The following is a 13,751-nucleotide window of genomic DNA, read 5'->3' on the forward strand; positions in this document are numbered from 1 at the left end:
TTAATGAAATTACCCACCATAAAAGGTTTTGATGAGGAGGCGTTTAACAAGTATTTAAAAAATACGGGTTGGTTAATGTTTGGTAAGATACTAAGCTTAGTTGTTGGGCTTTTTATTGCCAGATATCTGGGGCCGGATTTATTTGGAGACCTAAACTTCGGACTTTCGTTAGTTGCCATATTGGCTGCAGTTGGCGCATTAGGCTTAGATACTTTCATCATCAGAGAAATTATTAAAGAGCCTGGCAAAAGAGATGAAATCTTGGGCACTTCATTATGGTTAAGATTAGTTACAAATGCAGCGGCTATACCCCTTGCAATGGCTATTTACTACATTAGTCATAAAATTTCATCAAACCCTGGAGAACCACTTACCCTAATTGTAGGCTTACTTGCATTGGCTTCATTCTTTAAATCCTTTAACGTTATCGATGCTTATTTTCAATCTCAGGTACAATCTAAATACGTTGTACAGGTTCAAAACATTTGTCTGATTATCTCGGCAGCAGTTAAAATTATCTTAATTTATTTAGGGTTGCCACTAATTTATATCGTTTTAGCGCTTGTATTTGATGGGCTAATTTTAGCTTTGGGTTTAATCATTATTTATCAAAAACGAGGTTTACAAATTTCCCAATGGAATTTTAGTTCCAGCCGGGCAAAATCGTTATTAAAACAATCTTCGCCTTTAATTTTATCAGCCGTGATGGTGTCAATCTACATGAAGATTGATGTTGTAATGCTTAAGGAAGTTGGGAGTAAAGCTGTTGGTATTTATAGTGCTGCAGCCAATATTAGCGAGGCCTGGTATTTTATCCCGGTTGCTATTGTAACTTCTGTTTTCCCTGCACTTATAAATGCCCGCAAAAATGATTTAGAACGCTATCACAAACGATTAGGCAATTTATACGATTTACTGGTATTTATATGTTTACCAGTTGGAATTTTTATCAGTTTTACTGCTGATTACATTATCCATTTTCTCTATTCGAATAAATTTGAAGGTGCCGGCGCAATGCTTTCTATCCATATTTGGTCGGGGATTTTTGTGTTTTTGGGCAGTGCAAGTTCTCAATATCTTATTGCAGAGGGTTACACAAAAATATCTTTTTACAGAACTGCTGCTGGTGCCATTGTAAATATTGCACTTAACTTTTGGTTAATTCCAAAATATGCCGGCGTTGGAGCGTCAATTGCTACATTGATAGCTTGTTTCGTTTCAACCTTTTATCTTTTATTAATTCCAAAAACACGCCAACAAGGTATAATGATGTTAAAATCATTATTTTTGATAACTGCATTTCAAAAAATATTAAAACGTTGAGTACATTAAAAGCATTAAGCACATTGATTGCTAAACCTTCGAGGTTGAAGGCATTATTATCATACGGACATAAGGGCTACCTAAACAGCATTGGCTGGTTTACTGCTTTTGATAACAAACAAGCTGTAGATGGCGAGGGAAAAGCACTTCCCTGGGTTACTTATTCTTTTATCGATTTTATTAAAAACCGAATAAATAAAACGCACAATATTTTTGAATATGGCTCTGGCAACTCTACCATTTTTTATGCGGATAAAGCTGGTTCGGTAACATCTGTAGAACACGATAAAAGCTGGTTTGAAAAGGTAAAAAACACAAGTCCGTCAAATGCAGAAATGATTTACTGTGAATTGCAACGAGATGGAGCCTACGCTAAAAAAGCAGCCTTACTAAATAAGAAATTCGAAATTATTATTGTTGATGGCAGAGATAGAGTACGCTGCTGCAAATATAGTTTGGATGCATTAACAAATGATGGTGTAATTGTTTTAGATGATAGTGAACGTGAGGTTTATAATCCGGCAAGGGTTTTACTTTTAGAGCAGGGATTTAAGGAAATTAGTTTCAGTGGAATTTCTCCTGGCTTATTTTACGAAAAAGCAACCTCAGTTTTTTACAAGGCAAATAACTGTTTAGGCATTTAATTCACTTATACTATGCTTAGCGAAGAAGTAAAAACCGCCTACGATAATTTTTATACGAATAGCGATGTTGCATGGAGAATGCTGGGTGCAAAATACAAAGCAAAAAACATTGTAGAAGTTTGTAGGCGTATAAAACCTGCAAAAGTTCTGGAAGTTGGCGCAGGCGATGGTAGCATTCTTCATTTTTTAAACGAATGGAATTTTGCACCTGAACTTCATGCTTTGGAAATAGCAGAAAGTGGGGTAAACATTATTAAAAGCAGAAATTTATCTAGTCTGAAATCTGTTCAAACCTTTGATGGATACAAAATTCCATTTGAAGATAATACATTCGATTTGGTGATTTTAGCACATGTATTGGAGCATGTGGAGCACGAAAGAATTTTACTTCGTGAGCTAAAAAGGGTTTCGAAATATATTGTTGTAGAAGTTCCGAAAGATTATCGTTTTGGTGTAGACCAACGCATGAAGCATTTTCTTGATTATGGGCACATCAATATGTACACGCCAACATCTCTAAGGTTTTTATTGCAAAGTGAAGGGCTTGAAATTATAGAGGATAAAGTTTCGATGACTGCCACCGAAACTGTTAAATTTAATGAGTTTATCAATAAAAAAGCGCCTAAAACCTTTACCAAAAATTTAAAAATAGAGCTCGAATATAGAATTAAAAAGACGCTTGGAAACTTCCTTGGGAGAAAAAAACAGGAGCAGTTTGCAAATGCTTATACGGTTTTGACTAAAAAATCAGATTCGAATTTGCATATATTTTAAAAGGGAGTAATTAATTTAGATTGTCTTGGCCAGACAGGCTTTTTTCTTTTGACAACAAAAGAAATAAAATTGCCGGCTGAAAATTTTTGTATTAAAGTTAGCAAGTAGGCTTTGATAGTGCAACCCCAATCCCGTACGTACGGGAGGTTAGGCCGGTTTAAAGTAGAACGAAAATTTAATGCTTTGGCTTAGCTAATAGCAAATCGAGAAGCGATTAAACAGGAAACCTTTGGTACATTATAAATCATCATCCAATTCAAAGAACATATAAGTTAAATAAAAGCATGCAAAACCTTGCGCCAATAGCACTTTTCGTTTATAATCGTCCGCAGCATACGGAGCGTACTTTGAAGTTTTTACATCAAAATGAACTTGCTGTCGATAGCCGTTTATACATTTTTTCGGATGGTGCTAAAACTGAAAACGACATTGATAAAGTTGAGGAAGTAAGGTCAATCATTAAAAAAATTGATGGCTTTAAATCTGTTAAAATAATCGAAAGAAAAGAAAACGCCGGACTTGCTAATTCTGTTATAGCAGGTGTAAGTCAGTTGATAAAGGATTATGGTAGCGTTATTGTTTTTGAAGATGATTTAGTTACTTCGCCTTACACTTTAACTTATTTTAACGATGCTTTAAACCGTTATCACGCAGAAGAAAAAGTTATGCATATTGGTGCATACATGTATCCTTTGATAGCTGAAAATCTACCCCAATCTTTTTTCTTCCGGGCGGCTACAAGTTGGGGGTGGGCAACCTGGGCAAGGGCGTGGGAGCATTTTGAACCAAATATCGACACACTGTTAAATCAATTTGACGCGAAAAAGAAATCAGCTTTTGCCATTGATAATACCATGAATTTTTGGAAGCAGATGCAGGAATTCAAAAAAGGTAAAAACAATAGTTGGGCAATCCGTTGGTATGCATCCATATTTCTAAAAAATGGCTTAACACTAAATCCGGCTCAATCTCTAGTTAATAATATTGGGCATGATGGCACTGGCGTTCACTCTGGTATAAATGATATTTACAACGTAATCATCAACCCAAAACCTATAACCGAATTTCCAGAAATTATTGCTGAAGATAAAAATGCTTACCAAGCGATTAAACACTTTTTAGGAAACAGAAAAGGTAATATGGTTTCGAGAATTAAACGTTTTGTAAAAGAAAAGCTCACTCAGTACTTTTCAAAATAACAAGTAGGCTATTCTAAATAATTCTTTGTAATTTGGGTTTCCAAAACCATAATTATGAGGGTTCTAACTGCCTTATTTATATTAATCTCTATAAATATTTTTGCTCAAACAGCGCCAAAACCCTATGGTGCTCTTCCATCTAAAAGGCAACTCGCCTGGCATGATGTAGAAGTTTATGGTTTGATACATTTTACGCCTACAACATTCGAAAATAAAGAATGGGGATTTGGTGATGCAGACCCAAAAACCTTTAATCCTTCAGATTTTAATGCGGAACAAATTATTAATGCGGCTAAAGATGGCGGTTTAAAAGGCATCCTTTTAGTTGCCAAACACCATGATGGTTTTGCGCTTTGGCCAACAAAAACAACTGAATACAACATTACTAAAAGTCCATTTAGAAACGGAAAGGGAGATTTGGTAAAAGAAGTTGAACAAGCGGCTAGAAAAAATGGTTTAAAATTTGGTGTTTATTGTTCGCCATGGGATAGAAATAATGCGCTTTATGGAACTGATAAATACCTAGCCATTTATCAAGCGCAGCTTAAAGAATTGTACAGCAATTATGGCGAACTTTTTATGAGTTGGCACGATGGTGCTAACGGTGGTGATGGTTATTATGGTGGTGCTAAAGAAAAGCGTTCTATTGATAATACAACCTACTATGATTGGTATAATACCTGGGCGATAACCCGTAAAATGCAGCCAATGGCAAATATTTTCAGCGATATTGGTTTAGATGTAAGATGGGTTGGAAGTGAAGATGGTACTGCCGCAAAAACAAGTTGGGCAACTTTTACGCCGCTTCCGCCAGAAGGTAAAAATGTTGCTGTTCCTGGTCAGGCGAACTACCCGCAAAGCCCAATGGGCATTAGAAATGGTAAGTTTTGGATGCCTGCAGAATGCGATGTACCGTTAAGAAAAGGATGGTTTTACCACGAGGATGAAAAACCAAAATCATCAGAAACGCTGTTCGATTTATATTTACAAAGTGTAGGAAATGGTGCTGCTTTAGATTTAGGCTTGGCGCCTGATACAAGAGGACAATTACATAGCGACGATGTTGCCGCTTTGAAAGGTTTTGGTGATATGGTTAAGCATACTTTTGCTAATAATCTGGCTAAAAATGCGCAGATAATTCCAACCAATACAAGAGGCAAAAATTTTAATGCCATTAGCCTTATAGATGGTATTAAAAATAGCTATTGGGCCACGGCAGATGCAATCCACACAGCAAGTTTAGAAATCGATTTAAAAGACGCTAAGACTTTTGATATTATTAGTTTACAGGAATACATTCCCTTAGGACAAAGAATTGAGGGATTTAATGTTGAAGTTTTTGAGAACAATATCTGGAAAAAAATCTATAGCGGAGAAAGTATCGGTGCAAAAAGATTAATCCAATTGGAGCAACCCATAACAGCACAAAAACTACGAGTAAACATTACAAAAGCGCCTGTTTGTATTACTTTAAGCGAGTTTGGCGTATATAAGAAAAGTTTATAATGGCTTCTTAGCTTCAATTATAATATATGGCGATAAACTTTGGCTCTCAAAAGGAATTATCTTGGTGAAAACTTTGCCTGTTAACCAAACTGCTTTTTTGAATAAACGAACACTTGCAGATTTTTGACTTTCATTTTCTAACCAAACGCTAAAACGACCAAAGTAGCCTGATTTTACTTCTTTTAAGTTTGCCCTTTCACAGATTGATTTTAGTAATTCTGGATTCATACTATCGATATTGTGTTTATCGTAGTTTTCTTTGTCAAAGTTTTTTTGAAACCAGCCGTTTACCGCTTTAAAGTTTGGCAAGGTGATGAATAAAGTACCGCCAGGTTTTACAAAAGCAATATGGCGGTTTATAATATCTGCTGTATCGTTAAAATGTTCAATCAATCCGCAGCTTAAAACCAAATCATATTGTTGTTCTGGTTGATAATTAAATAAATCTGTTTCGATGATATTAATGTCTTTTTCCGATAAATTATTTTTCTCCAAAAGCTCATTTACCACTGGTGGATGAACGAAATAATCTAATAAAGTTACATCAAGCTTGAAAAACTTTTTTAAAAACACAGCATAATAGCCAGGAAAACCACCAAGCTCAATTGCTGTTTTTACGTTGTCCTTTTTTATCACTTCGGCAAGCTGCTTGTGGAACAGGTAGTTTTCTGGTAATTGAACTGCGAGTCCTTTTTTACTTTCCCAATAATTTACCCAAAAAGCCCTGTCGGTTAATAAATTTGCCATGTTTCAATAGATTCCAGCTTCAAAGAAACGGAAAATTTGGTTAACTGTGTGAAGGATAAACTGGTTAATTGCGAAATTGGTTAATTGAAAGAAACTAACGACCCAAAATAAAAATTGGGAAAATTTGGTTAAATGTTGAAATGATAAATTGGTTAATTGCAATGTGAAATCTACATCTACAATTAACCAATTCAAACAATTAACCAATTAACGTTTACTTCAAATCTTTTAAAATTTCAGCAACTGCTTTTTCTAACTGTGGGTCTTTATCTTGCAAACGGTCTTCGAAAGTATTTTTTACATAGATATCTGGCATTACACCCTCTTTTTCGATGTTTTTGCCATCCATTGTATAACATCCCCAAGATGGTAAGCGATATGAAGAACCATCAACCAAACCTTTAGCCGAAGTAAAAATAATCCAACGGTAAGTTTCTGTACCGATGATTTTTCCAAGTTTTAGCTGTTTAAAACCTGCTGCGGTCATTTCCGCATCGCTTAACGATTGTTCATTTATTAATAATACAATTGGCTTAGCTGCCGGACCAAAATTGCTTTGTGGTGCCATTTTTCCACCTCTGTATTTCCATTTCAAATAAGGTTTTTGAGATAGAAATCTCAATACTGCATCATGTACATTTCCGCCTGTGTTGTAACGTAAATCCAAAATAATGGCATCTTTATTCTCTTCCTGCTCTACCATATCTAACAGAAAGCGCTCCAATTCTCCGCTTCCCATGTTTTTCATGTAAGAATAAGCAATTCTGTTCTTGCCCCATTTATCTACATTTTCGCGGTTTTTTGCAATCCACTCATCGTAAAGATTATTTCTCAAACTTGCAGCGCTTTGTGGATGAATATTTACATTAACTTCCTTACCACTTCTGGTAAAAGTTAATGTCATTTCTTTATCTAACGAAGGCTTGCTGAAATAATAATCACGGTCGATTTTTTCATCAACTTCTATCCCATTAACTTTCTTTAAAATGTCGCCAGGCAAAACATTTACGCTACCGTAAGATGAATTGCTTTTTGCCGCAACACGATCAATTTTTAAAGGGTTTTCATTATCGAAAATGATACCTGTTTGGTTGGTGATGTAATTTAAATTTTTCTTTTCTTCAGCACCGAAACTGTTGAAACCCATGTGTGATGAATTTAATTCGCCAAGCATATCGTTTAATAAAATCCTTAAATCGCTGCGATTGTTAACGTATGGCAAATAAGCAGAATAACGAGTTTTCATTTTTTCCCAATCTACACCATGGAAATTTTCATCGTAGAAATTCTCATCTAAACCAACCCAGGTTTCGTAAAACATCTGGTTAAATTCGGCATTTAGATTTCTGGCAAATTTGTATGCATGCTCTACTTTATCAAGCTTGTTGGTTTCCAGGTTGTATTTATTTATAGCATTACCAATTAATGCAAAAAACTTATCTCCGCTTTGAATAATTGTATAATCCTGTCCATCGCCAACTTTTTCGGTTTTATTTGCTTCGAATGGTTCAATAGTCGTTCGGTATAAACCAAATTTTCCACCTTCGTGGTTAGAGCTGTAAAAAACATAAGTTTTATCGCCTTTGGCAAAAACATCTGTTCCAAACTGGCTACCAAAACCCGGACTAACTAGCTCAATTCTATCTAAAATATTCTGCGTGTTAATTGTAATAATGCTTGCAGGTTTTGGTGTTGGTTTAACATCAGTTTTCTTTTTGGCGGTATCTGTGGTTTTTTTAGTTTTTTTACCTTCTGATGGTGTAACTTCTTTTGGTGCAATTGGTGTTTCTTTAAACAAATCATCAAATTTATCGGCACGAAATGGTGCATCATAATTGTTTAGCGCCATGCGATAAATGTGAACATTTGCACTTCCGGATGGATAGAAAGGATCTGTACGAGCACTTGTAAAGTAGATATATTTTCCATCAGGCGACCAAGCCGGAGCAGTTTCTGTAACGCCCGTATTGGTTAAATTGATGGTTTTGTTTCCTTTTATGCTGTGCACCAAAATGTCTTGCTCGAAATTACGGTAAGCTGTAAAAAGCACATATTCATCATTCGGAGAAAAACTTGGCGTAGAATTCTGAATTGCCCAAAACTCATCCGTTACCAACGTTTTGCTATCAAAAGTTTTTAAATCGATAAGCTTTAATTCGTTTCTCCCGCTTAAATAAACGCCCAGAGTTTTAGCTTTATTCAAGGTGATATCTCTGTTGTTGGCTTTATCCTTCGTTAACTGCTTTATTTGTCCTTTTCCATCGCCTGTTATTGTAAACCAATTTTGGTAGCCATTCCAGGTTTGGCTAAACAATATGGTTTTATTATCAGCCAGCCATTTACATTGCAAAGCCCTTTCGCCGCTATTGGTTATTTTACGGATGAATTTCCCATCGGCATCGCTAACAAAAACTTCTCCTCTGGAGATAAATACTGTTTTCTTTCCATCTGTTGAAACATCAAAAGCCGATATATTTCCACGAACATCATATTCTTGCTCCTTGCTTAAAACCTGATTTCTTGAGGTACTAATGTTAATTTTCGTTGCTTTCTTTGAAGCAACATCATAAGTATAAAGTTGATAATCCTTCTCAAAAACAATTGTTGAACCATTCGCAGACACAAAAGGACGTTTAATTGAAGAATCAAAGTTGGTTAAAGCAGTTTTTTTACCGCCAAGGAACGTGTAAAGATTGTATTCTTCATTTCCTTCATCCGATACAAAATAAATATTGCCTTTTTGGTCAACGCTTGTCCAAAAATCTTTACCGATATAATTGGTATATTGCTTATAAGCCTTCGTTTTCGGATTGTAAGATTGAATATCAGGATTGTAGGCACCTTTGTAATGCTTACGGTTGGCGAAACGATAGCTTTCCCAAGTATCACTAAAAAATAATTCGCCGTTTGGAGCTTCGGCAATATGGTGTGTGGTGTTAAAATAATTATCGAACATGCGAACAGCCGTACCGCCATTTATACCAACTTTATAACTCGAAAATGAGTTGAACCTACCGGATGTAAAGTATATCGTTTTAGAATCCCAGCTCCAGTTATCCACTTCGTCGGCTGCATCGTTAAAAGTAAGCTGTTTAATATCGCCACCCGCCAAAGGCATTACGTAAACATCATAATTTCCAAACTGATTAGAAGAAAAGGCCATCCATTTCCCATCTGGAGATATTTTTGGATTAATTTCTTCGCCTTGCATCGCCGTTATGCGTGAAGCAACACCACCGCTAGATGGCACTTTCCAAATATCACCATCGTAGGCAAATACTATTGTTTGTGCATCCGGCGTTAAAGCTGGGTATGCGGCAAAATAAGTTTGGCCCTGAGAAAATGAATTAAACGGCAACAAAAAAGCTATTGCCGCTAGCGATTTAAATAGTTTTTTAATCATGATTTTGTTTGTTTGGCTTTAGAAGGATGAAAATACGCAACAGTTTTTATAATCGTAAACAATAAAATGTATTTTTGAGTGATTTGAAAGTTGTACACCTAAATACCTATGACGGAAATGGCGGAGCAGGAAGGGCCTGTTTACGCTTGAGTGATGCGCTTAAAGCAAGCGGTATCGATTCGAAAGTATTGGTTTATTACAAATTTGGGCAGAACCCTGATGTAGATACATTTAGCAAATCGCCATTTCAAAAAGCTAAGGCCATTTATAATATTTTTTCTGAAAGATATTATTCCAAATGGCTGAGCAAATCGGTTAAAACACCTTTTAGTTTGCAATGGTTTGGTCGCTCGGTTATTAACCACCCCGATGTAAAAAATGCCGATGTAATTCATTTACATTGGGTTAATCATGGCTTTCTTAATCCTAAATTTTTAGCACAGCTTGATGAATTGGAAAAACCAATTGTTTGGACATTTCATGATAGTAATGCTTTTACCGGTGGTTGCCATGTGCGTTATGGCTGCGAAAACTTTCATCAGCAATGCGGTAATTGCCCGATTTTAACAATAAGTGGCATAAATGATATTTCGCATAAAACATGGTTACGCAAGCAAAAAGCTTATACCGAATTAAATTTCCATATCGTAGCACCAAGTAACTGGATGGCTCGTTCGGTAAAATTTAGCAGTTTGCTCGGCACAAGGCAAACATCAGTTATTCCAAATACCATCGAAACTAAAATTTTTAAGCCGTATGTTAAATCAGAAGCTAAGAAAATTCTTAAAATTAATCCGGAAAAATTTGTGTTGATGAGTGGTTTTATGCCATCTAAAAACGACAAACATAAGGGCACACCTTATTTAATTGAGGCTTTAGAAATTTTATCACGCAGAAAAGGTGTTGATAAGGAAAATATTGAGCTGGTAATTTTTGGGAATAGGGAAAATGCCGAAATGCCTATTTTCCCTTTTAAAACAACTTTTTTAGGTACGATAAACAAAGACGAGCATTTGGCTAAATGTTATTCTGCTGCTGATGCTTTTATAACGCCTTCTTTAGAGGATAACTTACCAAATACGGTTATGGAAAGTTTAGCCTGTGCAACACCGGTTATCGCCTTTACAACTGGCGGCATTCCGGACATGGTTAAGCACATGCAAAACGGTTATTTGGCCGAATATAAAAATGCTGAAGATTTAGCCAATGGAATTGAATGGCTTTACCATCGCCCGAATAAAGAAGAATTACACAAAGCTGCCAGATTAAGTATTTTAACCGATTTTTCGGAAGAGGTAATTGCCGCTGAACACATTAACCTGTATGAAACGCTAATTAATTTGCAGCCGAAGTAATATGGAATTATCTAAACTTTTTAAAGGAAATTAAAATTAGTCCGACAGTGACGGACCAATTAGAAAATATGTTTGCAAGTGTTAGTTTTACGCATCATTTGGAAATTATCTGATACAAAAAATTAATGGATTAATAATGCCTAAACTAACCGTAATAACAATCGTTTACAATAACGTTCGGGATATTGAGCGAACGATAAAATCCGTTATTAATCAAACTTTTAAAGATATTGAGTACATTATTATCGATGGTGCATCGAACGATGGGACGCTGGAAGTAATCGAAAAATACCGGAACCAGACTGCAAAAATAATTTCTGAGAAGGATAAAGGCATTTACGATGCCATGAATAAAGGCCTTGCCTTAGCAACGGGAGATTACGTATTGTTTATGAATTCTGGTGATGAAATTTATGATATGCAAACCGTTGAAGACATTTTTGCTACGGCAAACGGAGCAGACATTTATTATGGTGAAACAGAAATGTACAATGATAATTGGGAAAGTTTGGGAAAAAGGCGACATGAAGCTCCCGAAAACTTTACCTGGAAGAGCTTTAAATTTGGAATGAGCATTAGCCACCAGGCGATTTACATTCGCCGCAGCATTCTTACACCATACGATTTAAAATACAAATACAGCTCGGATATCGACTGGATTATTAAGGCGGCAAAAAAATCATCAAATATTGTAAATGTTCATCGCTACGTGGCTAAATATCTGGTTGGTGGCATGAGCAAGAAAAAGCATCGCGAAAGCTTAAAAGAACGTTTTGAAATTTTTACCAAATATTATGGCTTAATTCCTAACCTATTTAACCATTTGATAATTGCAGGAAATTTAGCTTTCTATTTCTTGAAAAATAGAAGAACAAATGATTAAATTCCTTAATACTTGTAATCTTTAAACTACAGAAAACTTATTTATTAAAACAATATCTTCTCTACAACTGTCTTAATTACATCAACCTATTAAAAAATTAAGATTATGGCACAATTAAGCAACCGTAACATTGCAATATTATCAGAAAGCGGATTTGAGGAAGTTGAATTAACAGAACCGGTAAAACGTTTAAAAGAAGAAGGTGCAACTGTACACATTATTTCTTCAAAGAGCGGCAAAATCAAGGCATGGAATCACGACCATTGGTCGATTGAAGTTGATGTTGATAAAACCATTTCAGAAGTTAATGCAGCGGATTATGATGGATTGGTTTTACCCGGAGGCGTTATAAACCCAGACCAATTACGTGTTAATGAAGATGCAATTACATTTGTTAAGGCTTTCTTTGAAGCCGGCAAACCTGTTGCTGCGATTTGCCATGGCCCACAAACTCTAATTAATGCTGATGTTGTTAAAGGCAGAAAACTTACTTCGGTTAAAAATATTTCTCAGGATTTAATTAACGCTGGAGCTGATTGGAGCGATGAAGAAGTGGTGGTTGACCAAGGTTTAGTTACCAGTCGTACGCCCGAAGATTTACCTGCATTTAACGACAAAATTGTCGAAGAATTTGCAGAAGGTGTGCATGATGGACAGCATGCCTAAAGGGTTTGGACGCTCTTTCTAGATTACTCAAAACGGCTGACCTTGGTTGGCCGTTTTTATTTACCGCTTGGGATAAGAAAATGGCTTACCGGCCAAATGCCTGCTAATTTTACGATAAGGATAATCGCCCGAACCACGGTTTGCAAATTGAACAATTATGGTATTAGTTTTCGGATCAATGTATAATCTCTGCCCACGCATACCTTCTGCAGCGTAATCTCCGGCATCACCTTCTTGCGGAATCCACCATAAAAAATGGTGGGCAGATTTTTGCCACCCTTTGGCAGAGGCCGGCCTTTCAGCCCCGATGTTTACAGATTGATTAATCCAGTTTTCAGAAAGAACCTCTTTGCCATTTAAGTTGCCTTTGTTTAGAAATAACTTGCCAATTTTTGCAAAATCAATTGCTGCAACCTGAAACCGACTCGCGGTATTTGCCAACCCATTTATATGATCTAACCCAAAACTTGCATTATATTCAGTCCCTAAATTTTTCCAAATATTTTCCTCGAAAAATTCGGAAACCGATTTCCCCGTGGCTGCTTCTAAAACCCAGGCCAAAAGAATCGGGTCGATGCTTTTGTATTGCCAAACTGTTCCAGGTTTATTTACAAGTTTTGCCTTAAGCAATTCAGCTTTCATGTCATGTGTATAAAAGTATTTAGCTTCATCAGAAAAGAATGCTTTTGTAATACCACCCAGTGCATCTTGAAATTCCAAACCCGATTTCATATCCAACAAGTGTTTTATGGTAATATCTTCGAAAGCAGGTTTAGCTTTTAATTCAGGGATGTAAACTGTAACCCTTTCATTTAAACTTTTAATATTTCCATTATCCAATGCCTTTCCTATCATAATAGAAATGATGCTCTTTGCTCCAGAAAATACAGTTGTTAAAGTACTATCAGCATAACCATTTTGGTATTTTTCATAAAGAACAGTATCGTTTCTAATCACCAAGAATGCATTAATTTCTCCGTTTTTGATATAATCTTTAAAAGTTATGTATTGATGATTTCCATCAAAAACATGGAGCGTATCCAAATCACTTCTGCTTTTTGTTGTTCTGATGAAATAAGATGGGGAATTGCTTTTGTGAACTACAGCCTGAGGAAAAATTTTATAAGTATTTGCATCAGGTGTTCGGTATTGTAAAACACGAATTAAATATGGGTGCCGAAAAAACAATCCGACAGAAAATATAATAAGGAATAATATTAAAGTATATAAACTTCTTTTAAAAAATTTCAT

11 protein-coding genes are annotated in these 13,751 nt (G+C 35.8%); 8 read left to right on the forward strand and 3 right to left on the reverse strand.

What is annotated here, in order from left to right; translation table 11 throughout:
* Nucleotides 1-3: 3 nt before the first annotated feature.
* From QWY86_RS11600 to QWY86_RS11620, 5 genes are all read left to right on the forward strand, one after another.
* Nucleotides 4-1,323, forward strand: a complete 1,320-nt coding sequence (locus QWY86_RS11600; protein WP_290242242.1) for a flippase — start codon at nt 4-6, stop codon at nt 1,321-1,323.
* Nucleotides 1,320-1,967 (forward strand): class I SAM-dependent methyltransferase, encoded by a 648-nt coding sequence (locus QWY86_RS11605; protein ID WP_290242245.1) that lies wholly within the window; start codon nt 1,320-1,322, stop codon nt 1,965-1,967. Before QWY86_RS11600 ends, QWY86_RS11605 begins: the two co-directional genes overlap by 4 nt.
* A gap of 12 nt (nt 1,968-1,979) precedes the next feature.
* On the forward strand, nt 1,980-2,741 hold the full coding sequence (locus tag QWY86_RS11610) for a class I SAM-dependent methyltransferase (RefSeq protein WP_290242247.1): 762 nt from the start codon (nt 1,980-1,982) through the stop codon (nt 2,739-2,741).
* 284 nt (nt 2,742-3,025) lie between these two features.
* The gene (locus QWY86_RS11615; RefSeq protein ID WP_290242249.1) at nt 3,026-3,940 is read left to right on the forward strand and encodes a glycosyltransferase family protein; all 915 of its coding nucleotides are present in this window, start codon (nt 3,026-3,028) and stop codon (nt 3,938-3,940) included.
* 54 nt (nt 3,941-3,994) lie between these two features.
* The gene (locus QWY86_RS11620; protein WP_290242251.1) at nt 3,995-5,446 is read left to right on the forward strand and encodes an alpha-L-fucosidase; all 1,452 of its coding nucleotides are present in this window, start codon (nt 3,995-3,997) and stop codon (nt 5,444-5,446) included.
* Here QWY86_RS11620 and QWY86_RS11625 read toward each other — a convergent pair.
* Both QWY86_RS11625 and QWY86_RS11630 read right to left on the reverse strand, forming a co-directional pair.
* Nucleotides 5,441-6,193 (reverse strand): class I SAM-dependent methyltransferase, encoded by a 753-nt coding sequence (locus QWY86_RS11625; RefSeq protein WP_290242253.1) that lies wholly within the window; start codon nt 6,191-6,193, stop codon nt 5,441-5,443. The genes QWY86_RS11620 and QWY86_RS11625 overlap by 6 nt on opposite strands.
* Nucleotides 6,194-6,407: 214 nt before the next feature.
* Nucleotides 6,408-9,596 (reverse strand): S41 family peptidase, encoded by a 3,189-nt coding sequence (locus tag QWY86_RS11630; protein ID WP_290242255.1) that lies wholly within the window; start codon nt 9,594-9,596, stop codon nt 6,408-6,410.
* 74 nt (nt 9,597-9,670) lie between these two features.
* On the opposite strand from QWY86_RS11630, the gene QWY86_RS11635 reads away from it, so the two are divergent.
* The 3 genes from QWY86_RS11635 (at nt 9,671) to QWY86_RS11645 (ending at nt 12,500) form a co-directional block, all read left to right on the forward strand.
* Nucleotides 9,671-10,951 (forward strand): glycosyltransferase family 4 protein, encoded by a 1,281-nt coding sequence (locus tag QWY86_RS11635; RefSeq protein WP_290242257.1) that lies wholly within the window; start codon nt 9,671-9,673, stop codon nt 10,949-10,951.
* Nucleotides 10,952-11,087: 136 nt separating this feature from the next.
* The gene (locus QWY86_RS11640; protein ID WP_290242259.1) at nt 11,088-11,834 is read left to right on the forward strand and encodes a glycosyltransferase family 2 protein; all 747 of its coding nucleotides are present in this window, start codon (nt 11,088-11,090) and stop codon (nt 11,832-11,834) included.
* Nucleotides 11,835-11,939: 105 nt separating this feature from the next.
* Nucleotides 11,940-12,500, forward strand: coding sequence for a type 1 glutamine amidotransferase domain-containing protein (locus QWY86_RS11645; RefSeq protein ID WP_290242261.1), 561 nt, complete (start codon nt 11,940-11,942; stop codon nt 12,498-12,500).
* A 60-nt stretch (nt 12,501-12,560) separates the two neighbouring features.
* Here QWY86_RS11645 and QWY86_RS11650 read toward each other — a convergent pair whose 3' ends face one another.
* Complete coding sequence (locus QWY86_RS11650; RefSeq protein ID WP_290242264.1) at nt 12,561-13,751, reverse strand: serine hydrolase domain-containing protein; 1,191 nt, start codon at nt 13,749-13,751, stop codon at nt 12,561-12,563.

The organism is Pedobacter aquatilis, assembly GCF_030409415.1.
Lineage (GTDB): Bacteria > Bacteroidota > Bacteroidia > Sphingobacteriales > Sphingobacteriaceae > Pedobacter > Pedobacter aquatilis.

Bases quoted from the DNA above. Each gene is read 5' to 3' on its own strand.
- QWY86_RS11600 (WP_290242242.1), top strand. From the start codon at position 4: ATGAAATTACCCACCATAAAAGGTTTTGATGAGGAGGCGTTTAACAAG.
- QWY86_RS11610 (WP_290242247.1), top strand. From the start codon at position 1,980: ATGCTTAGCGAAGAAGTAAAAACCGCCTACGATAATTTTTATACGAAT.
- QWY86_RS11615 (WP_290242249.1), top strand. From the start codon at position 3,026: ATGCAAAACCTTGCGCCAATAGCACTTTTCGTTTATAATCGTCCGCAG.
- QWY86_RS11620 (WP_290242251.1), top strand. From the start codon at position 3,995: ATGAGGGTTCTAACTGCCTTATTTATATTAATCTCTATAAATATTTTT.
- QWY86_RS11625 (WP_290242253.1), bottom strand. From the start codon at position 6,193: ATGGCAAATTTATTAACCGACAGGGCTTTTTGGGTAAATTATTGGGAA.
- QWY86_RS11630 (WP_290242255.1), bottom strand. From the start codon at position 9,596: ATGATTAAAAAACTATTTAAATCGCTAGCGGCAATAGCTTTTTTGTTG.
- QWY86_RS11640 (WP_290242259.1), top strand. From the start codon at position 11,088: ATGCCTAAACTAACCGTAATAACAATCGTTTACAATAACGTTCGGGAT.
- QWY86_RS11645 (WP_290242261.1), top strand. From the start codon at position 11,940: ATGGCACAATTAAGCAACCGTAACATTGCAATATTATCAGAAAGCGGA.
- QWY86_RS11650 (WP_290242264.1), bottom strand. From the start codon at position 13,751: ATGAAATTTTTTAAAAGAAGTTTATATACTTTAATATTATTCCTTATT.